General features: G+C 70.4%; 21 protein-coding genes. 13 read left to right on the top strand and 8 right to left on the bottom strand.

Going from position 1 to position 19,859, the window contains the following annotated elements; translation table 11 throughout:
* Positions 1-17 precede the first annotated feature (17 nt).
* From msuE to BGN97_RS10345, 4 genes are all read left to right on the top strand, one after another.
* A complete protein-coding gene (gene msuE / locus BGN97_RS10360) occupies positions 18-590 on the top strand; it encodes an FMN reductase (RefSeq protein WP_292700977.1) in 573 nt (190 codons plus the stop codon).
* A 39-nt stretch (positions 591-629) separates the two neighbouring features.
* Positions 630-2,435 (top strand): DUF255 domain-containing protein, encoded by a 1,806-nt coding sequence (locus BGN97_RS10355; protein ID WP_292700974.1) that lies wholly within the window; start codon positions 630-632, stop codon positions 2,433-2,435.
* Between the two features lie 166 nt (positions 2,436-2,601).
* Positions 2,602-3,516, top strand: a complete 915-nt coding sequence (locus BGN97_RS10350) for a hypothetical protein (RefSeq protein WP_292700970.1) — start codon at positions 2,602-2,604, stop codon at positions 3,514-3,516.
* A complete protein-coding gene (locus tag BGN97_RS10345) occupies positions 3,513-3,860 on the top strand; it encodes a GntR family transcriptional regulator (RefSeq protein WP_292700968.1) in 348 nt (115 codons plus the stop codon). Before BGN97_RS10350 ends, BGN97_RS10345 begins: the two co-directional genes overlap by 4 nt.
* Here the strand turns inward: BGN97_RS10345 and BGN97_RS10340 are convergent, their stop codons facing one another.
* Complete coding sequence (locus BGN97_RS10340) at positions 3,861-4,223, bottom strand: nuclear transport factor 2 family protein (protein ID WP_292700965.1); 363 nt, start codon at positions 4,221-4,223, stop codon at positions 3,861-3,863.
* 188 nt (positions 4,224-4,411) lie between these two features.
* On the opposite strand from BGN97_RS10340, the gene BGN97_RS10335 reads away from it, so the two are divergent.
* Complete coding sequence (locus BGN97_RS10335; protein WP_292700962.1) at positions 4,412-5,335, top strand: DUF808 domain-containing protein; 924 nt, start codon at positions 4,412-4,414, stop codon at positions 5,333-5,335.
* A gap of 12 nt (positions 5,336-5,347) precedes the next feature.
* Here BGN97_RS10335 and BGN97_RS10330 read toward each other — a convergent pair whose 3' ends face one another.
* Positions 5,348-5,566: a hypothetical protein gene (locus tag BGN97_RS10330; protein WP_292700960.1), complete on the bottom strand. Its 219-nt coding sequence runs from the start codon at positions 5,564-5,566 to the stop codon at positions 5,348-5,350.
* A gap of 4 nt (positions 5,567-5,570) precedes the next feature.
* Positions 5,571-7,136, bottom strand: coding sequence for a phospholipid carrier-dependent glycosyltransferase (locus tag BGN97_RS10325; protein ID WP_292700957.1), 1,566 nt, complete (start codon positions 7,134-7,136; stop codon positions 5,571-5,573).
* 48 nt (positions 7,137-7,184) lie between these two features.
* On the opposite strand from BGN97_RS10325, the gene rsmI reads away from it, so the two are divergent.
* Positions 7,185-8,006: a 16S rRNA (cytidine(1402)-2'-O)-methyltransferase gene (gene rsmI / locus BGN97_RS10320; protein ID WP_292700954.1), complete on the top strand. Its 822-nt coding sequence runs from the start codon at positions 7,185-7,187 to the stop codon at positions 8,004-8,006.
* Between the two features lie 112 nt (positions 8,007-8,118).
* Entirely contained in the window at positions 8,119-8,730 is a 612-nt protein-coding gene (locus tag BGN97_RS10315) for a class I SAM-dependent methyltransferase (protein ID WP_292700951.1), read from the top strand.
* 18 nt (positions 8,731-8,748) lie between these two features.
* Here the strand turns inward: BGN97_RS10315 and BGN97_RS10310 are convergent, their stop codons facing one another.
* Complete coding sequence (locus BGN97_RS10310; RefSeq protein WP_292700948.1) at positions 8,749-9,015, bottom strand: hypothetical protein; 267 nt, start codon at positions 9,013-9,015, stop codon at positions 8,749-8,751.
* Positions 9,016-9,347: 332 nt separating this feature from the next.
* Here BGN97_RS10310 and metG point away from each other — a divergent pair, with 332 nt between their 5' ends.
* The 3 genes from metG to BGN97_RS10295 are packed head-to-tail and all read left to right on the top strand — an operon-like array spanning position 9,348 to position 12,454.
* Positions 9,348-10,925: a methionine--tRNA ligase gene (metG, locus tag BGN97_RS10305; protein WP_292700945.1), complete on the top strand. Its 1,578-nt coding sequence runs from the start codon at positions 9,348-9,350 to the stop codon at positions 10,923-10,925.
* A 54-nt stretch (positions 10,926-10,979) separates the two neighbouring features.
* Positions 10,980-11,855: a TatD family hydrolase gene (locus tag BGN97_RS10300; RefSeq protein ID WP_292700942.1), complete on the top strand. Its 876-nt coding sequence runs from the start codon at positions 10,980-10,982 to the stop codon at positions 11,853-11,855.
* Between the two features lie 14 nt (positions 11,856-11,869).
* Positions 11,870-12,454: a GNAT family protein gene (locus tag BGN97_RS10295; protein ID WP_292701223.1), complete on the top strand. Its 585-nt coding sequence runs from the start codon at positions 11,870-11,872 to the stop codon at positions 12,452-12,454.
* Here BGN97_RS10295 and BGN97_RS10290 read toward each other — a convergent pair.
* Positions 12,448-13,758 carry an MFS transporter gene (locus tag BGN97_RS10290; RefSeq protein ID WP_292700939.1) on the bottom strand — a complete coding sequence of 437 codons (1,311 nt, stop codon included), beginning with the start codon at positions 13,756-13,758 and terminating at the stop codon, positions 12,448-12,450. The two genes, BGN97_RS10295 and BGN97_RS10290, sit on opposite strands and share 7 nt — an antisense overlap.
* A 46-nt stretch (positions 13,759-13,804) precedes the next feature.
* Between BGN97_RS10290 and rsmA the strand changes: the two genes are divergently transcribed.
* Genes rsmA through BGN97_RS10275 form a run of 3 tightly spaced genes read left to right on the top strand, consistent with a single transcriptional unit; the run spans position 13,805 to position 16,661 of the window.
* Complete coding sequence (rsmA, locus tag BGN97_RS10285; RefSeq protein WP_292700936.1) at positions 13,805-14,653, top strand: 16S rRNA (adenine(1518)-N(6)/adenine(1519)-N(6))-dimethyltransferase RsmA; 849 nt, start codon at positions 13,805-13,807, stop codon at positions 14,651-14,653.
* A gap of 9 nt (positions 14,654-14,662) precedes the next feature.
* The gene (mgrA, locus tag BGN97_RS10280; protein WP_292700933.1) at positions 14,663-15,727 is read left to right on the top strand and encodes an L-glyceraldehyde 3-phosphate reductase; all 1,065 of its coding nucleotides are present in this window, start codon (positions 14,663-14,665) and stop codon (positions 15,725-15,727) included.
* Position 15,728: 1 nt separating this feature from the next.
* Positions 15,729-16,661: a 4-(cytidine 5'-diphospho)-2-C-methyl-D-erythritol kinase gene (locus BGN97_RS10275; RefSeq protein ID WP_292700930.1), complete on the top strand. Its 933-nt coding sequence runs from the start codon at positions 15,729-15,731 to the stop codon at positions 16,659-16,661.
* A 24-nt stretch (positions 16,662-16,685) separates the two neighbouring features.
* On the opposite strand, the gene BGN97_RS10270 is transcribed toward BGN97_RS10275, so the two are convergent.
* The 3 genes from BGN97_RS10270 to BGN97_RS10260 form a co-directional block, all read right to left on the bottom strand.
* Positions 16,686-17,153 carry an Lrp/AsnC family transcriptional regulator gene (locus tag BGN97_RS10270; RefSeq protein ID WP_292701220.1) on the bottom strand — a complete coding sequence of 156 codons (468 nt, stop codon included), beginning with the start codon at positions 17,151-17,153 and terminating at the stop codon, positions 16,686-16,688.
* Between the two features lie 301 nt (positions 17,154-17,454).
* Positions 17,455-18,738: an MFS transporter gene (locus BGN97_RS10265; protein WP_292700927.1), complete on the bottom strand. Its 1,284-nt coding sequence runs from the start codon at positions 18,736-18,738 to the stop codon at positions 17,455-17,457.
* A 28-nt stretch (positions 18,739-18,766) separates the two neighbouring features.
* Positions 18,767-19,756 (bottom strand): alpha/beta hydrolase fold domain-containing protein, encoded by a 990-nt coding sequence (locus BGN97_RS10260; protein ID WP_292700924.1) that lies wholly within the window; start codon positions 19,754-19,756, stop codon positions 18,767-18,769.
* Positions 19,757-19,859 lie beyond the last annotated feature (103 nt).

The following is a 19,859-nucleotide window of genomic DNA, read 5'->3' as shown; positions in this document are numbered from 1 at the left end:
TCACTACCGTCGGAGGCATGCCAGCCCTCTACCGCGTCGTCGCCGTCTCCGGATCCCTGCACGAGCCCAGCAAGACCACCGCGCTGCTGCGCGCCATCGCGGACGCGGTGGCGGAGCGGATCGACGTGGACGTGCGCATCATCGAGCTCACCCAGATCGGACCTGGTCTCGCCGGCGCACTGCGGCGAGACGACCTGCCTCCCGCGGTGGAGGCGCAGCTGCAGGCGATCGAGGAGGCCGACCTGCTCATCGTGGGGAGTCCGGTCTACCGGGCCTCGTTCACCGGGCTGTTCAAGCACCTGTTCGACTTCATCGGCCAGTACGCCCTGGTCGGCAAGCCCGTGCTGCTGGCGGCCACCGGCGGCGGCGAACGGCACGCCCTGATCCTCGAGCACCAGCTGCGCCCGCTGTTCGCCTTCTTCCAGGCGCTCACCCTGCCGCTGGGCGTCTACGCCAGCAACACCGACTTCGACGGCTACGAGATCCGGTCGCCGCAGATCCTCGACCGCATCGCGCTCGCCGCCGAGAGGGCGCTGCCGCTGGTCGGGTTCGCGCCGGTCGCCGACCCCCGCGCGCTCGCCGCGTTCTGACGGCCCGCGTCCCGGGGCCCGCGGCGTACCGTGGGTGCCATGACCAACCGGCTCGCCGACACCCTCAGCCCCTACCTGCGCGCGCACGCCGAGAACCCGGTGGACTGGCGACCGTGGAGCACCGAGGCGTTCGACGAGGCCGTGCGTCGTGATGTGCCGCTGCTGATCTCGATCGGCTACTCCCCCTGCCACTGGTGCCACGTCATGGCGCGCGAGTCCTTCTCCGATGCGGCCACGGCCGCGCAGATCAACGAGGGCTTCGTGGCGGTGAAGATCGATCGCGAGCAGCATCCGGAGGTGGATGCGGCGTTCATGGCCGCGGCATCCGCGTTCACGCAGAACCTCGGCTGGCCGCTGACCGTGTTCACCACGCCGCAGGGCGGAACGTTCTACACCGGCACCTACTGGCCGCCGGAGGCGCGCGGCGGAACGCCGGCCTTCCGCGACGTGCTGACGGCCGTGCGGGAGGCGTGGACGGACCGGCATGACGAGGTGCTCGCCTCGGCGGATGCCGTGGCCGACGCGCTGCGGGCTGCCGCGCACGCGCCGGAGCCGCAGCTCCCCGACGTCAGCGCGCTGCGCGCCGCGGCGGGCACCATCATCGAGCGAGAGGACCGCCTGTTCGGCGGCTTCGGCGGGGCCCCGAAGTTCCCGATGGCCACGACGCTGCGATTCCTGCAGCATCCGGCGGCCGGCGGAACGGACGCCGTGGATCGAGCGCTCGCGGCGATGGCCGGGTCCGAGCTGAGGGACCCCGTCGACGGCGGCTTCTTCCGGTACGCGACCCAGCGGGACTGGACCGTGCCCCACTACGAGCGGATGCTGACCGACAACGCGCAGCTGCTGGAGGTGGCGCTGGACGCCGGGCGGGCGGACATCGCGGCGGGGGTCGCGGGCTTCCTGCTGAACGTGCTGCGGCGCGAGGGCGGTGCGTTCGGTGCGGCGCAGGACTCGGAATCGTGGATCGACGGCGAGCGCAGCGAGGGCGGCTACTACCGACGGGACGCGGCGGGCCGCGGGGAGCTCGAACCGCCGGCGGTGGACGGCAAGGTGCTGACCGGCTGGAACGGCCTCGCGATCGGCGCGCTCGCGCGGGCCGGTGCCGTGCTGGGGGAGTCCTCGTGGGTGGACGCGGCCACGGGGGCTGCGGCGCACGTGCTGAGAGTGAACCGCTCGGCGCCGGGGGATCTCGTGCGCTCGTCCCTGGACGGCGTCGCGGCGGATGCCGTGGCGACCACCGCCGACCTCGGTCTGCTCGCCGACGGGCTGTTCGCGCTGGCTCTCGCGACCGGCGACGCCGCCTGGGCGTCGCGCGCGCTCGGGGTGCTGGGAACGAGAGCCGCGTCGGATCCGGTGCTCGCCGGACGGGGCATCGTGCGGGGCGCCGATGACGGCGACGGCGATCTCCCCTCGGGGCCCGCGGCCCTGGCATCCGCTCATCTCACCGCCTGGCGGCTGGGCGCCGGGGAGTCGCACCGCGCGCAGGCCGAGCAGCTCGTGGCGAGCGTCGCGGGGCGCGCCCTGCAGCATCCGATCGCCTACGGGGCGATCCTGCGCGTCGCGGCGGGTCTCGCTCAGCCGCCGCGGCAGGTCGTGGCCGTCGTCACCTCGCGCGACGGCGCCCTCGCGGACGCGGCGCGCGCGGCGGATGCCGATGTGGTCACCGTCGTCTCGCCCGAGCAGGCGAGGACGTTCGCGGATGCCGGATTCGAGCTCTTCGAGGGCAAGGACGCCGCCGAAGGCGTCGTCTACGACTGCCGCGACTTCGTGTGCCGGCTGCCGACCGCGGATCCGCGGGCCCTTCGTCTCGCTCCGCTTGCTCGGGAACCGGGCTCCGGGCGCTGATCCCGGTGTGAGGTCGCGCAACCGGGCCCGCCCGGCGCACCAGCCCGTCGACCAGGCCGGCCCGCCGAGCCTGTTCTCGGATGTGCGCATGATCGCCGTGTATCAGAAGCTTGCTACACGTCGCCTCTTTCGTGTACTTTCTCAGTAGTACACGAAAGGTGGGGTCATGGCAGGCTTCGCGCTCAATCTCTATGCGATCGGCATCGTCATCGCTGTCGTCATCGTGTGGTTCATCGCCCACCGGCGACGCACGGCTCGGCTGCCCGAGCACATCGTGCCGGTGGTCGCAGCCTCGCGTCGTCGGGCGCTGATGGCCATCGTCTGCGCGCTTTCGGTCTTCTTCGCGCTGGTGGTTGCAGGCCTGACTCTCCCCGGGCTGCTGGGCTCGCCCTTCGCATTCGCATCCACGCTCGCCGGCGCTGCGGGCCTGCTGCTGTACGCGCTCACGCCACCGCGCGTAGCGGAGGTTCCGGCGGGTGCGCCTCGCTCGGCAGGGCTCGAGCGCCGCTCCTGGCTGTCGGTGATCCCGAAGGGGTGGCTGCACGGCTTCGCCGAGGTCGGCGCGGTGTTCGTGATCGTCATCGTCTTCTGCGGGCTCACGGCGGATGCGGATGATCACGGCCGATCCCGCGGGATCGGATTCGGCGACGAGGACGTGTCCAGTCTCGCGACTCCCTATCCCGGCTGGTTCTACGGGGTTCCGGCGCTCGTCGGACTCAGCGTGCTCGCCGCAGCGGTGGTCCTGGCGCTGCATCGCATCGGCTCGGCGCCGGCATTCCCGGCACCGGAGGATGCCAACGCCGACATGCAGTGGCGACAGGCGTCGGCCTCCGTCATCCTCAAACTGGCGATGGGCGCCATGCTGTTCACTCTCGGCGGGATCATGCTGATGGCGGGAAGCGTCATGAGCAGTGCTGTCATCGAAGACGTGACATCCGTGGTCTGGTCGGTGATCAGCGACGCGATGTTGATCATGGGGATTGTCGCGCTCGTCGTCAGCATCGTCAGCGTCACCCTCGCCGCGCTCACGGCGTTCACGATCGGCGAGAGGCTCACCCGCGTTCCGGAGCCAGTGCGATGATCACGGTCGATCCGGCCAGCGCACTCGCGCCGTTCGAGCAGATTCGCTCGCAGCTGGCCGACGGCATCCGATCCGGCGAACTCGGCAACGGCCACCGCCTCCCGTCGATCCGCCAACTGGCCGGCGACCTGCGGGTGGCCGCCGGCACGGTCGCGAAGGCCTACGCACTGCTCGAGGAGGAGGGGCTCGTCGAGACGAGCCGTGCCCGCGGCACGCGCGTGCGGGACGGGCACGCCTATCCGCAGGCCGTGCGCGCCGCCGCGCAGGCGTTCGTCGCAGCATCCGTCGGGCTGAGCCTCGACGAGGCGCTGGGCGCGATCCGCGCGGAGTGGAACTCAGCCTGATCAGCGCGTCCCGATGGGTGGAAGCTGGTCGACGTCGGTCCACACCTCGGTCAGTCGTACGATCAGCCCCTCGCGCATGCGCGCGAAGCTCGCGCACTCGAAATGCTGGATCGCATCGTCCGTCCGACCCGTCACGTGCGACCGGCACGCCGCCGTGTCGTCCTCCGCGACGAGCTCTTCGACTCGCAGGCGGTCGAAGCCCGGGTATCCCGCGTTGAACGCGATCCAGCTCTCCCGTCCGAAGGTCTCGCCGGTGTGCACCAGGACGCACACGAACTCCTCATGCAGGAACGGCGAGAGGTCCTCCCAGCGGTGCTCGTCGATCGCCGTCATCAGGCCGGTCAGTGCAGCTCGCGCATCCATCCGCCCAGCGTAGGCCGATCACGGTACGGGGTATCCTTGCCCCTCGGGTCGACGGCGCACCCGCGCACCGTCCCGCGACGAGGAGGGCGTGCCGAGGGCGGTGACGGAGCAGCATCCGCCTACCCGGTAGCCTTGCCAGTCGAACCGGCACGCCCGCCGGCCACCCACACGATCCCCAGGGGGACCGCATGTCCGTAGGCCTGCTCGCTGTCGTCGACGACATCCTCAGCGCTGCCGTCAAGGCATCCGCGAAGACGGCCGGCGTCGTCATCGATGATGCCGCCGTCACTCCGCAGTACGTGCAGGGGCTCACCCCCGCACGCGAGCTGCCGGTGGTCGGCAAGATCGCGCTCGGGTCGATCGCGAACAAGTTCATCGTGATCATCCCCATCGCGCTGCTGCTCACCGCCTTCGCGCCGGGGGTGCTTCCGTACCTGCTCATCGTCGGCGGCACCTACCTCTGCTTCGAGGGCGCCGAGAAGGTGCTGGAATGGTTCGGATTCGGGCACGGCCATGGCGACGAGGGGGAGCGCGACGAGAACCGGCTGGTCTGGGGAGCGATCCGCACCGACCTGATCCTCTCCACCGAGATCATGCTCATCTCGCTGGCGAGCCTGGACAAGAACCTCGGCATCTGGCAGACGCTCGGCGTGCTGGCCGTCATCGCGCTGATCATGACGGGCGTCGTGTACGGCGCCGTCGCGCTGCTGGTGAAGATCGACGACATCGGGCTCGGCATGGCGAAGAGCCCGGTGCGCCGGGTGCGCCACACCGGAGCGCGGATCGCGCGCTCCATGCCGGCGGTGTTCCGGGTGATCAGCGTGGTCGGCACCGTGGCGATGCTCTGGGTGGGCGGTCACCTGGCGATCGTGAACCTCGGCGAGGTCGGTCTGCACTGGCCGGCCGACCTGCTGCACGGCGTGGACGAGCTGCTCGCCCCGCTGGGCGCGGTCGTCGCCTGGGTGGGCGACACGGCGGTCTCGGCGGTCGCAGGTCTGCTGCTCGGCCTGGTGGTCGTCGGCGTGGTGCTCGGCGTCGGGCGGATGCTGGGGAAGAGGCCGCGCCTGGACGAGGGGCACCGCGCGCCGGAGGACGCGTCCGCCGCGCACTGAGCCCTGCTCGGCTCAGGACTGGTTGCGCGGATGCCGCCGGGCGGCGCGCTCGTTGCCGCGCCGGTAGTTCCCGGTCAGACGCGCCATGAGCAGCTGCGGATCCTCGGTGTCGATCCGCGCCAGGAAGTCGGCCGCCTTCGCGCCCCGCAGGGTGGCGGCGCGGACGCCGTGATGCAGGATCACGATCTCGTCGCCGCGGACCAGATGCTCGAAGCCGTGGGGTGCGGGCATGCGCTCAGATCCAGCCCGGCAGCCAGTTGTGGATGAGCCAGAACTCGTAGGGCACGCTCATGCCCGTCCACACCGGGTAGTAGAAGACGGACACCAGCACGACGACGCACAGATAGACGACGACCGTGCGCTGACCGGCCTGCCTGCGGTGCAGCGGAGCATCCCTCCCGCCTGCGAGCTCCCGCAGCGCGACCGCGAGCCCGATCACCAGGAACGGCACCATCGCGATCGTGTAGAACTGGAAGATCGTGCGGTTGCCGACCAGCAGCCACGGCACATAGGTCGCGACAAGTCCCACCAGCGGCAGGGTCAGGGCGGGCCCGGCGGGCTTCCGGTCGATGAGCCCGCGCACGAACCGGTAGAGCAGGTACAGTGCGGCGGCGATGCTCGCGTACCAGATCAGCGGGTTCGGCACGGAGGAGATCACCGCGATGCAGTGGTCGGTGCCGCACCCGGTGGGGTTGTCGCCGACCCAGATCGCGGTCGGCCGCAGCAGGAACGGCCACTGCCAGGCCGGGCTCGCGTAGGGGTGCGGGCTGTGCAGCCCGACGTGGAACTTGAGGATCGCCTCGTGGTACTTCCACAGGGCGACCAGCGGATCGGCATCCGCCTGCCGGCCGTACCCGCCCGAGGTGATCAGCCAGCCCGTCCACGAGACCAGGTACGTCGCCAGGGCCGGGCCCACCGAGAGGAGGAAGGATGCCGGGCCCTGCCGGAACACGGCATCCGTCGGCCACAGCGCGACGCCCGCCCGTCGTCGCGCGAGCGCATCGGTGACGACCACGTACAGGCCGAACACGGCCAGCGCGTACACCCCCGACCACTTGACCGCCGCGGATGCTCCGAAGGCGACGCCGGCCGCGATCAGCCACGGTCGCGCCCACAGCACGGGTCCGTTCATCAGCGGTGGATCGTCGGGGCCGCGGTCGGTGCCGATCATCGCCAGCAGCGGCATGGTGCGCCGCCGGTCCAGCATCACGAAGAGCACGCCCAGCATCACGAAGAAGGCGAGGATGCCGTCCAGCAGCGCGATGCGGCTCATCACGATCCCGAGCCCGTCGATCGCGAGCAGGCCGCCGGCGATCGCGGCGACCGTGCGAGACCGGGTCAGCAGCAGCGCGACCAGGTAGACCAGCAGCACGGTCAGCGTGCCCAGGATCGCGGTCGTCAGCCGCCAGCCCAGGCTGGAACCAGGACCGAACGCGGCGATCCCCAGCGCGATGATCCACTTGCCCAGCGGCGGGTGCACCACGAAGGAACCCGCGCTCTGCATCGCGGAGTCGTCGCCGGTCAGCAGGTGCGTGTCGGCGTCGTCACCCCACTTGGCCTCGTAGCCCAGGTTCCACAGCGACCAGGCGTCCTTGACGTAGTAGGTCTCGTCGAACATGATTTGGTGCGGGTGGGCGAGATTCACCAGCCGCAGCACGCCGGCGAGCAGCGTGATCAGCAGCGGCGTGAGCCAGCCCAGCATCCGCGCCGTCGAAGGCTTCCCCATCGCGCGATCGCGCAGCCGCTCCCAGAGCGTCGCACGATCGTCCAGCGGCGGCAGCAGGGATGCGGGCGATGTCACCTGATCAGCCTAGGCAATCCCGTCCGCGCGCCCGCATAAGCTGATCGGGTGATCATCCTGGCGGCGACCCCGATCGGCAACCTCGGCGATGCGTCCCGGCGCCTGATCGAGGTCCTCGAGAACGCCGAGATCGTCGCGGCCGAGGACACCCGCACCACGCAGCGGCTCCTGCAGGCGCTGAAGATCGAGAACCGGCCGCGGCTGATCGCCCTGCACGACCACAACGAGAAGCACAAGGCCGCCGAGCTCGCCGAGCTCGCGGAGGAGCAGGACGTCGTCGTGGTCAGCGATGCCGGGATGCCCGCCGTGAGCGATCCCGGCTACGGCCTGGTGGCAGCCGCTGTGGAGCGCTGTGTGACGGTGACCGCGATCCCCGGGCCGAGCGCGGTGCTGATGGCACTGGCGATCTCGGGTCTCCCCACCGACCGCTTCACGTTCGAGGGCTTCCTGCCGCGCAAGCAGGGGGAGCGGCGCTCGACCCTGTCGGCGCTCGCCTCCGAGCCCCGCACCATGGTGTTCTTCGAGTCCCCGTCGCGCCTGGCCTCCTCGCTCGCGGACATGGGCGCCGCATTCGGCGCCGACCGGCGCATCGCGGTGTGCCGCGAGCTCACGAAGCTCTACGAGGAGGTGCGCCGGGGCACGGCATCCGAGCTCGTGGAGTGGGCCGAGCAGGGGGTGAAGGGCGAGATCGTCGTGGTCGTGTCCGGCGCGTCGCCCGTGGCCGTCTCGGCTGAGGACGCCCTCGCTCAGGTGCAGGCGCTGGTGGCATCCGGCACCCGACTCAAGGACGCCTGCGCCGAGGTCGCCGCAGCGACGGGCCTGAGCTCCCGCGACCTCTACCAGGCCGCCCTCGCCGCCCGGCAGGCGTGACGTTCTGTCTCGCGCTGGCTCACTGTGCGACGAGTGCACCACTTGATGACGAGTGCACCATTTCTCGGCGCCGGCAACCGGTGCGCTCGTCGGTAACCGGTACAGTCGGCGCGTGACTGACTCACCGATCGCCGCGGCGTACGACGCGAGGGCTGCGGAGTACATCGCGCTCATCGGCGAGGTGGATCAGCTCGCAGAGCGGGATCGCGAGGAGATCGGCGGATGGGCGGATGCCGTTCCCGGGCGCATCCTCGACGCCGGCTGCGGACCGGGCCTGTGGACGCGGTTCCTGCACGATCGCGGGCATGAGGTGCTCGGCATCGACCTCTCCGATCAGTTCATCGCGCACGCGCGGGCACGGCATCCGCGCCTCGAGTTCCTGCATGGCTCGTTCGAGGAGCTCCCGCTCCCGGATGCCTCGCTCGGCGGCATCCTCGCCTGGTACTCGCTGATCCACACGCCGCCCGAGCAGCTCCCCGCGATCCTCGCCGAGTTCGCCCGCGTGCTCGCCCCGGGCGGCAGCATCCTGATCGGCTTCTTCGACGGCGTCCCGCGCGAGCCCTTCCCGCACGCCGTCACGACCGCGTACTTCTGGAGCGCCGAGGCGCTGACCGAACTCCTCGAGGCCGCGGGATTCGTGGTTAGGTCCGTCGAGCATCGCGGACGCGTCCCCGGCGAGGTCAGCGCACGCCCGCACGGCGCAGTGACGGCGGTCCGTCGCTGATCAGCGCCGTCTGCACGATCAACGCCGTCGCTCGATGGCGATGCGGACGATGCGGTAGATCGCGACGGCGGTGAGCAGCCCGCAGAACGCGAGGACGATGATCACGCCCGGTCCGAGCACCGGCTCGGTCACGCAGTGGCTCTCCGCACCTGAGCCCGGTGCCGCGTCCATGCAGTAACCGGTCTGCATCCCGATCGACAGGAACGCCACGAGCGGCGCGACGATCACCAGCAGTGCCCACGGCCACAGCGCAGTCCGCTCCCCGGCATCCATGCTCCACAGCATCCCACCGCCGTGCGCTTCGCGCGGAGATGCGCACCAAACGCGGCCGAATCGTCACCATCCGTCCGCGCGAAGCGCACTTCTCCGCGCGAACTGCTCACCTCTTCACCCCACTCCGCCGCTGAGCGCAGCCCCGCAAGCTCGTCCATTCCCTCGAACAGGGCAGGAGGACGTTCCCGGAGCGAGCATCGGGGAGGGACCCGCGAAGCGGGAGGGGCACCCGCTCTGCGAGCGAAGGGAACGTCCTCCTGCCCGTGTCCAGTCCGCGCCCCGACTCACAGAGGGTCGTGGTCATGCGACAAACCGCTCCCCGCTTCCCGCCTAGAATCGATCCCATGCCTGCAGGCGAGTCTTTCTACATCACCACGCCGATCTACTACCCCAGCGACGTGCCGCACATCGGCCACGGCTACACGTCCGTCGCCGTGGACACTCTTGCGCGCTGGCACCGCCAGGCCGGGGACGACACCTGGATGCTGACCGGCACCGACGAGCACGGGCAGAAGATGCTCCGTGCCGCCGCGGCGAACAACGTCACCCCGCAGGAGTGGGTCGACAAGCTGGTCGGCGAGAGCTGGTTCCCGCTGCTGAAGACCCTCGACGTGGCCAACGACGACTTCATCCGCACCACTCAGGAGCGGCACGAGAAGAACGTGCAGGTGTTCTTCCAGAAGCTGTACGACGCGGGCTACATCTACGCCGGCGAGTACGAGGCGCTGTACTGCGTGGGCTGTGAGGAGTTCAAGCCCGAGTCCGAGATCGTCGACGGCACCGGTCCCTTCGAGGGGCTGAAGGTCTGCGCGATCCACTCCAAGCCGCTCGAGCTGCTGCAGGAGAAGAACTACTTCTTCAAGCTCAGCGAGTTCCAGGACCGCCTGCTCGAGCTCTACAAGACCGAGCCCGACTTCGTGCGCCCCGACTCGGCGCGCAACGAGGTCGTCTCCTTCGTCAGCCAGGGGCTGAAGGACCTGTCCATCTCGCGCTCCACCTTCGACTGGGGCATTCCGCTTCCGTGGGACGAGTCGCACGTCATCTACGTGTGGGTCGACGCCCTGCTCAACTACGTCACCGCCGTCGGCTACGGCTCCGACGAGTCGACGTTCGACCGCCGCTGGCCGGCGTATCACGTGGTCGGCAAGGACATCCTGCGCTTCCACGCGGTGATCTGGCCCGCGCTGCTGATGGCGGCGGGGCTGGACGTGCCCAAGGGCGTCTTCGCGCACGGCTGGCTGCTGGTCGGCGGCGAGAAGATGTCGAAATCCAAGCTCACCGGCATCGCGCCCACCGAGATCACCGACGTGTTCGGCTCGGACGCCTACCGCTTCTACTTCCTCTCGGCGATCGCGTTCGGCCAGGACGGCTCGTTCTCCTGGGAGGACCTGTCGGCCCGCTACCAGGCCGAGCTTGCGAACGGCTTCGGCAATCTCGCATCGCGCACGATCGCGATGATCGAGAAGTACTTCGAGGGCGTCGTCCCCGAGGCATCCGACTACACCGACGCCGACCTCGCGATCCAGACGACCGTCGCGGATGCCGCGTCGAAGGCGGATGCCGCGATCGGCCACTTCCGCATCGACGAGGCGATCCATTCGATCTGGACGATCGTGGACGCGCTGAACGGCTACATCACCGAGAACGAGCCGTGGGCGCTGGCGCGCGACGAGGCTCAGCGTGCGCGCCTGGGCACCGTGCTGTACACCTGCGCCGAGGGTCTGCGGGCGCTCGCCGTGCTGCTCTCGCCGGTCATGCCGCAGTCGACCGGCAAGCTGTGGGAGGCGCTGGGCGTCGAGGGCTCGCTGGGTGCGCTCGCCGCGCAGCCGATCCGCGAGGCCGGTGCTTGGGGTGCGCTGAAGCCGGGCACCACCGTGTCGGCGCTCGCCCCGCTGTTCCCGCGCGTGGAGCAGACCGCTTAGTCCGATCGAGACCCTTCCGGTTGCTGAGCGACGAGCGCAGCGAGGAGACGAAGTATGGCCGACACCTACGTGCGCGAGCGCTCCACGAAGGGGCGCAAGGACCTGAGCTACCCGGCGGCGCCGGAGCCGCTCACCGTCCCGGTGTACGACAACCACTGCCACCTGGAGATCACCGACGGCGTCGAACCGCTCACGCTGCGCGCGCAGCTGGACCGGGCGGGCGCCGTCGGCATCGCCGGCGTCGTGCAGGCCTCCGGCGACATCGAATCCTCGCGGTGGGCGGTGGATGCCGCGGCATCCGATCCCCGTGTGCTCGCGGCCGTGGCGATCCACCCGAACGACGCGCCGACCTACCAGCACGACGGGCGCCTCGATGAGGCGATCGCGGTGATCGACGAGCTTGCCGCGCACCCGCGCACCCGGGCGATCGGCGAGACCGGGCTGGACTACTTCCGCACGGACGAGCCGGGCCGCCCCGCGCAGCACGAGTCCTTCGAGGCGCACATCGCGCTGGCGAAGAAGCACGGCATCGCCATGCAGATCCACGACCGCGACGCGCACGACGACGTGCTGGAGACGCTCGCCCGCGTCGGGGCGCCGGAGCGCACCGTGTTCCACTGCTTCTCGGGCGACGAGGCGATGGCCAGGACGGCAGCGGATGCCGGATACTGGCTCTCCTTCGCGGGCAACATCACCTTCAAGAACGCGCAGAACCTGCGCGACGCGCTGCATGTGACGCCGCTGGATCGCATCCTGGTGGAGACGGACGCGCCCTTCCTGACGCCGGTGCCGCTGCGCGGACGCCCCAACGCGCCGTACCTCGTTCCTCTGACCATGCGGTTCATGGCGGCCGAGCTCGAGATGGACCTCGACGAGCTCTGCGCGCAGGTCGCGGCGAACACGCTCGCCGTGTACGGCTCCTTCGAATGATGGATGGGGATCGGATGCTCTTCCTCGACGAGATCACCCTCGAAGACGACCATGTGCGGCTCGAGCCGCTCAGCCACGAGCACGCCGAGGATCTCGGCCGCGCCGCTGCGACCCTGGCGCATGCCTGGTACACGTCGGTCCCGACCGCCGAGGGCGTGCCCGCCGAGATCGACCGTCGCCTGGCAGCGCGGGAGGCGGGCAGCATGAACCCGTTCGCCGTCCGGCGCCTCGGCAGCGGCGAGGTGATCGGCATGACCACGTTCTGCAGCATCGATCAGCCGAACCGTCGCGTGGAGATCGGCTACACGTGGATCGGCGCGCAGGCGCACGGCACCGAGGTCAACCCGGCGATGAAGCGACTCATGCTCGCGCACGCCTTCGAGCGCTGCGATGCGATCGCCGTGTCGCTGATGACGCACTTCCACAACCGGCAGTCGCGGGCGGCCATCGAGCGCCTCGGCGCGAAGCTCGACGGCGTGCTGCGCAATCACCGGATCCTTCCGGACGGCTCGCTGCGCGACACGGTGGCGTACTCGATCCTGCCGCACGAGTGGCCGGCGGTGCGCAACGGGCTGGATGCCCGCCTGGCGCGCTACTGAGCGGTGTCTCCGGCCGGTGACTCGTCGGCCGGTGCGTCCTCCAGCACGGGCTTCGCCGCGGCGATGTGCGAGATCTGCCGCCACATCAGCAGGAGCGTGAGCGCCGCTCCGCCGAACGCGAACCACCACGGCGCGGTCAGACCCCACGCCTGCGCGATCAGGCCGCCGACGGCCTGCCCGATGACCATGCCGCCGAACACGCCCACCATGTTGACCGACCCGACCCGGCCCTGCAGCTGGTGCGGCACCAGCCGCTGGCGCACGGTCGTGGAGATCGTGCCCCAGACGAACGCGTAGGCGCCGAACCCGAACATGATCCCGAGCGCCACGACCCCGTTCGTGGTCAGCGCGAAGGCCAGGTGCATCAGCACCTCGAGCGACAGGCAGATCTTCATCAGGGTGGCGAAGGACACGTGCCGCTCCAGCCATCCGAAGCTGAGCGTGGCCGCGAGGCCGCCCAGAGCGGATGCCGTGGTCAGTGCACCGAAGCCGACCGGACCCATCCTCAGGTGCTCGGTCGCGTAGAGGACGAGGATGCCCCAGGGCGCCGCCCAGGTGACGTTGAACGCCAGGATGATGATGATCAGCGTGCGCACGGGCTTGTTGCGCCACGCCCAGCCCACACCCTCCGCGATGTCGTGCCCGACGTGCGACTTCCGGGGCTCTGAGCCGGCTGACGGGTCCGTGCCCGCCGACGAGCGCGGAGGCACCGGCTGCCGGGCGATCCGCCCCACCAGCACCAGAGCCGCCGACACCGCCAGCACCTGCACCAGGAACGGCCAGAAGTGGCCCACCGCGAACAGGAAGGCGCCCAGGGGTGGTCCGGCAAGCTGGTTCGCCACGAGGAAGCCCGCCTGCAGACGGGCGTTGCCGATCCCCAGGTCGGCGGGCTTCACCATCATCGGCAGCAGCGTGCTCGTGCTGGTGTCGGCGAAGACCTCCGCCGTGCCGTACAGGAACGACACCGCCAGCACGATGGCGATGTTCGCGGTGCCCGTGACCAGGAAGGCCACGAGCGCCAGCACGATCACGGCGCGGATGCCGTGGGCGAGCATGACCAGCATCCGCCGCTCCACGCGATCCGCGATCGCACCGGCATGCAGACCGAACAGCAGCCAGGGCAGGAACTGCAGCATGGCGCCGGAGGCGACCAGCACCGGCGACGAGGTCATCGAGGCGATCAGCAGCGGAGAGGCGGCGAGGGCGATGCCGTCGCCGATGTTGCTCGTCCACGCGGCCGACATCAGCCAGCGGAAGTCCCGGCCGAGCCGGCGCGGCGCGATGAGCTCTCCGAGTGCGGTCATCCGCTCGATCCTAGGGGCGGGTCCGGACATACGCGAGAATGGACCCATGACCGTCTCCCTGCTCGGCGCCACCGAGATCCGTCGCCTCGCCGCCGAACTCGATGTGACCCCCACCAAGAAGCTCGGGCAGAACTTCGTGGTCGATGCCAACACCGTGCGCAAGATCGTGCAGGCCGCCGATGTCCAGGCGGGGGAGCGGGTCGTGGAGATCGGACCCGGCCTCGGATCGCTGACCCTCGCGATCCTCGAGACCGGGGCCTCCGTGACCGCTGTGGAGATCGATCACCGGCTGGTCGAGCGCCTGCCGCAGACCGCCGCCGAGCGCGGCGTGCCCGACGGCGCGCTGACGGTGGTCGATGCCGACGCGATGCGCGTCACCGAGCTGCCCGGCGACCCGACCGTGCTGGTCGCGAACCTCCCGTACAACGTCTCCGTGCCGGTGCTGCTGCACTTCCTGGAGACCTTCCCGCACCTGCAGCGCGGCGTGGTCATGGTGCAGGCCGAGGTCGCCGAGCGGCTCGCCGCCAAGCCCGGCTCGAAGATCTACGGTGCGCCCAGCGTGAAGGCGGCCTGGTACGGCCCGTGGCGGCTGACCGGGAACGTGTCTCGTCAGGTGTTCTGGCCCGTGCCGAATGTGGACAGCCTGCTGGTGGGCTTCCACCGCGACCCCGAGCCGCGCGGGGACGAGATCGAGCGCCGGCGCACCTTCGAGATCGTGGATGCCGCGTTCAACCAGCGTCGCAAGATGCTCCGCCAGGCGCTGTCCGGCATCTTCGGCAGCTCGGCGGAGGCATCCGCGGTGCTGGAGGCAGCCGGGGTCACGCCGACCGCTCGCGGAGAGGACCTCACGGTCGATGATTACCACCGGATCGCGCGCGTCCGGCAGGACGGCTAGCCTGGCTGGGTGACCGATCCCCGCTTCCGTCCCGACGTTCCCGAGCTGCACCGGCCGTACACCGCGGCATCCGATCGCTATCAGCGATTCGAGTACCGCCAGGTCGGCGCCTCCGGCCTGTACCTGCCGCCGATCTCGCTCGGCCTGTGGTGGAACTTCGGTGACAACATCCCCATGGACGCCCAGCGCGCGCTGCTGCGGCACGCCTTCGACAGCGGCATCACGCACTTCGACCTGGCGAACAACTACGGCCCGCCGTACGGCTCCGCCGAGAAGAACTTCGGCCGCATCTTCGCCGAGGACCTCAAGCCCTATCGCGACGAGCTGATCATCTCGTCGAAGGCCGGCTACGACATGTGGCCTGGGCCGTACGGCGACCTGGGCAGCCGCAAGTACATCCTCGCCAGCGCGGAGCAGTCGCTCACCCGCATGGGGCTCGACTACGTCGACATCTTCTACTCGCACCGCGTCGACGCGGTCACGCCCGTCGAGGAGACGATCGGTGCGCTGGACACCCTGGTGCGTCAGGGCAAGGCGCTCTATGTCGGCATCTCCTCGTACAGCGCGGAGCGCACGGAGGCGGCCCTCGCCGTCGCGCGCGACCTGGGCACGCCGCTCGTGATCCACCAGCCGTCGTACTCCATCCTGAACCGCTGGGTGGAGGACGGGCTGACGGACACGCTGCGCGCGCAGGGGGTCGGCGCCATCGCGTTCACCCCGCTCGCGCAGGGACTGCTGACCGGCAAGTACCTCGCCGACGGCACTGCCGAGCGGGCGCAGAAGCGCGGCTCGCTGCCGGATCGGCCGCTCTCCGACGAGGGGATCGCGGTGCTGCGCGGTCTCAACGACATCGCCGCGGAGCGCGGTCAGAGCCTCGCGCAGATGGCGCTGCAGTGGACTCTGCGCGACCCCGTGGTCGTGTCGGCGCTCATCGGCGCCTCGCGCCCGGAGCAGCTGGACGAGAACATCGCGGCCGTGGACGGCCCGGCCTTCACCGACGAGGAGCTCACCGCCATCGACGCCCTGGCGCACGGCATCGACGTCAACCTCTGGTCGATCTCGTCGGATCTGTGACGTGAGCTTCGCCCGACATCCGGATGCCGTGCATGTGCGCGCGCCGGGGAAGATCAACGTCTACCTGGGGGTGGGCCCACGTCATGACGACGGCTACCACGCTCTGGCGACGGTCTTCCAGGCGGTGTCGCTGTACGAGGACGTGTACGCCTCGGCATCCGACGACTTCTCGATCGCTGTCGTCGGCGACGTCGACATCTCCGGGGTGCCGTTGGACGACCGAAATCTCGCGCTGCGCGCGGCCAAGCTGCTCGCACAGACGGCCGGCGTGACGCAGGGCGTGCATCTCGACATCCGCAAGGGCGTCCCCGTCGCGGGTGGTATGGGTGGCGGCTCGGCGGACGCCGCGGCCGCGCTGGTGGCCTGCGACGCCCTGTGGGGCACCGAGCTCGGTCCCCGCGGGCTGCACGAGCTGGCCGCCCGGCTCGGCGCCGACGTGCCCTTCGCGCTGCACGGCGGCACGGCGGTCGGGACCGGACGCGGTGACGTGCTGACGCCTGCGCTGGCGCGAGGACGGTTCGACTGGGTGCTCGTGCTCAGCGACACCGGCCTGTCCACCCCCGAGGTGTACGGCAGGCTGGACAAGCTGCGGATGCACGGCGAGGCGCTCGCCGACGACCCCACCGAGCTGCTCGAGGTGCCCGTCGCGGTGCTGCAGGCGCTGCGGGCCGGAGACGCCACCGAGCTCGCGCCGGTGATGATGAACGACCTCGAGGCCGCGGCCGTCGTGGGACGCCCCGACCTCGAGCTGACGCTCGCCGACGGGGTGCGGATGGGCGCGCTCACCGGCATCGTCTCCGGTTCCGGTCCGACCACGGCGTTCCTGTGCGGGGGCCCCGAAGCGGCGCGCGCCGTGCAGGACGAGCTGAAGGCCACGGGCCGCGAGGCGCTGCATGTGCACGGTCCGGTGCCCGGCGCCCAGATCATCGGCTGAGGAGGCGCCCCCGCCCGGACGGGCTCAGGGCAGGGGAGCCTTAAGCAGTTCGCTGACGCGGTACGGGATGACCTGGCGCAGGAACAGACTCGTCGAGGTGCGCAGGATGCCGGGGCACAGCCGCACCACCTCGGCGACGCGGTAGAGATCGTCCGGGTCGGTGGCGACCACGCGCAGCAGCAGGTCGGTGTCGCCCGCGGGGGCGAAGCACTCCAGCACCTCGGGGATGCGACTGAGCGCGTCGATCGCAGCACCGATCTGGTGCTGGTCGAGCTCCACCTGGATCGACGCCGAGACGCCGCGGCCGAGCGCCGACGGCAGCACGCGGGAGCTGTTCGGCCGCAGCCATCCGCTCGACTCCAGCCGAGCCAGCCGTGCATGCACGGTGCCCCTGGCGAGACTCAGATCCTGTGCGATCAGTGCCACCGGGCGCCTCGGATCGGAGTCGAGCACCGCGAGGATGCGCCGGTCGGTGTCGTCGAGGTCGGCCATATCGATCACCACTGCTTCCTGTCGGCCCGTCTGATCGGTCGGATCGATCAATCGGAATAGATCCTATGGTGCGTGCAGACCGCTGTGTGCTGAGATCAATGTGTCAAACGACCGGTCAGCATCACGAGTGCGGATCGGCAGGCGCTCAGAGGACGGTCACGAGCCGTGCGGAGAGGGTCGACGATCGGGCCGACATCCCGGGAGCGCTGCCGCGTGAATCTCAGCGGCAGCGCTCGTCTCGTCTGGGCCCGTGGGATCCCGCGCGCGACGCAGCGCGCGGAGCCGGTCATCGCGGAGCCTGTCAGCGCACCGAGCGGATGGGCAGCACGGCGAGCCCGCCGAGCACCCCGAAGACGATGGCCGCGGCGAACAGCGCGGTGTAGTTCGGGCCGCCGCCGCCGATGGCCAGCAGCGGGATGGCCAGCATCGGCACCAGGAACTGCGGCACCTGGTACGACAGCGCGACGATGCCGAGGTCCTTCCCGGCATCCCGGAAATGGGGGAGCACCTCGGTCATCAGCGCGATGTCGACCGAGACGTACGCGCCCTGGGCCGCACCCACCAGTGCGATCGCGGCGAGGAAGATCGGGATGCCCGGCGCGAACATCGCGAGCAGCAGCCCTGCGGCCGAGAACGCGCACGAGATCCAGATCACCGGCTTCCGCCTTCCGGTGCGGTCGGAGATCCAGCCGAAGAGGATGTTGGTGATCAGCCCGCCGACGGTGAACACGAGCAGCGCCAGCGCCTGCACACCGGAGGCCGTCTCCTTGGGGATGCCGAGCCGGTCGATGATGAAGAACAGCAGGTAGGTGGCCACCGAGAACACCGACATCGTCACCAGCAGCCTGCAGGTCCAGGCCCAGAAGAAGTCCGGATGCCGGCGAGGGCTCAGCCAGTACGTCGACAGCACGTCCCGCCAGCTCCACGCCGGCCGGGGCTCGACGCGCACGATGTCGTGCAGCCCGAGGAACAGGAGCGCCGACAGCACCGCTCCGATCGCGCCGGGCACGACGAACCACAGCCACTGCTCGTCGTTGGGCAGTGCGGCGATGATCTGCGTGCCCAGGATCAGGCCGATGCTGGCGGACGCGCTCGCGATCCCGGAGACGCGGGCCCGGATGCGCGCCGGGATCTGATCCGCGAGCAGGGCGTGCACGGCGGCGTTGGTCGCCCCGAAACCGATCTGCACGATCGCCCAGCCGAGTGCGATCGGCCAGAGCGACTGCGCGAAGCCGAGCACGATCGCACCGACGAGCCCGGCGATCGCTCCGCCGAGGATCCAGGGACGCCGGATGCCGAGGCGTGAGCGGGTGCGGTCGCTCAGCCGGCCGAACAGAGGGGTGACGATCATGACCACGACGCCGCCGATCAGCGTCGCGATCGAGAGGTTGATCTCCTTGGTCGAGTCGTCCAGGAACGCGAACGCCTTGGGGATCGCGGCTCCGCCGATGGTGCTGAGGGTGAGGTTGGTGCCGAACCAGCTCAGCACGAACAGCGGGATGAACACCCTCGGCTGAGGGGAGCCGGGGACCTCGCGGCCCGGCGAGACCGCGGAGGCGGTGGAGGTGGAGGTGGAAGACATCATCGTCCTTTCACAGGCGGGTGGGTCGGGTTCAGGCGCGGTAGGCCAGGGCGAGCTCGGTGGCGAAGGCGTGCTGCCAGTCGCGTGCTCCCTGCCAGCCGGCGGTGAGGCCGGGGGAGCCGTGCACATGACCGGCTCCCAGATGCACCGTCGTCGGCACGTCGACCTCGCGCAGCCGGTCGGCGTAGGCGAGCGCGCTGTCGCGCAGCGGGTCGAACTCGGCCACGAGCAGCAGCGCGGGCGGCAGTCCGCTCAGGTCGGGGAAGTCGAGGGGCGATGCGTCGGTCAGCGGTGCGTCGGCGCGGTAGAGCTCTCCGAGCTGCTCGACATCGTCCAGGCCGAAGCCCCGCCCGTACCGGGTCGCCGAGTCGCCGTACGGATACAGGGCGGCGGGCAGGACCTCGAGTGCCTGATGGTGCACCTGCTCACCTTCCCCGCACAGCCGGCGTGCGGCGGTCGCGGCGATGGTGGCACCGGCGGAGTTGCCGCCGATGCCCAGGCGATCAGGTGCCACCTCGAGCTCGATGCAGCGCGCCCGCAGGTCGCGCAGCGCCTCGACGGCGTCGTCGACGGGAGCCGGGAACGGATGCTCGGGGGCGAGGCGGTACTCGAGGGAGAAGATCTGCACGCCGGACGCAAGGGTCAGCGCGGCGGAGATCCGGTCGTTCAGGATCTCGTCGATGGTGCCGCCGAAGAAGCCTCCGCCGTGGCACCAGAGCATGGTCGGCTGGGGACCGTGGGCACTCGCGCTCCGGAACCAGCGTGCTCGCCGCACGCCTTCGTCACCGCCGGCCAGGGCCAGATCGCGGATCCTCACCCCTTCCGGGACGGGCAGGGTGAACTCCTCGGCGAGGGCGTCGCTGAGCATCCTCGCGACGTGACGGCGAGCAGCGAAGCCGTCCCCGGCATCCGATGCCGCGAGTCCGGCCGCCACCTCCTGGATGCGCTGCGCCCAGGCGCGGATCTCGGGGGCGAGCGCCGCCGCGGCGGCATCCTGCTCCTCCACCGCCTCAGCGCTCAACGGATGCCCCGACCGTGACCGGCGCGCCGTGCAGCGCCCGCAGCTCGGCGACGATCGCGCGATGCGCGCTGTCGGCGGCCTGCACGTGGCCGGTCGCGCCCAG

The sequence above is a fragment of the Microbacterium sp. 69-10 genome, assembly GCF_001897945.1.
In the GTDB taxonomy this organism is placed as follows: domain Bacteria; phylum Actinomycetota; class Actinomycetes; order Actinomycetales; family Microbacteriaceae; genus Microbacterium.
This window is presented reverse-complemented; position numbering and strand designations above follow the sequence as displayed.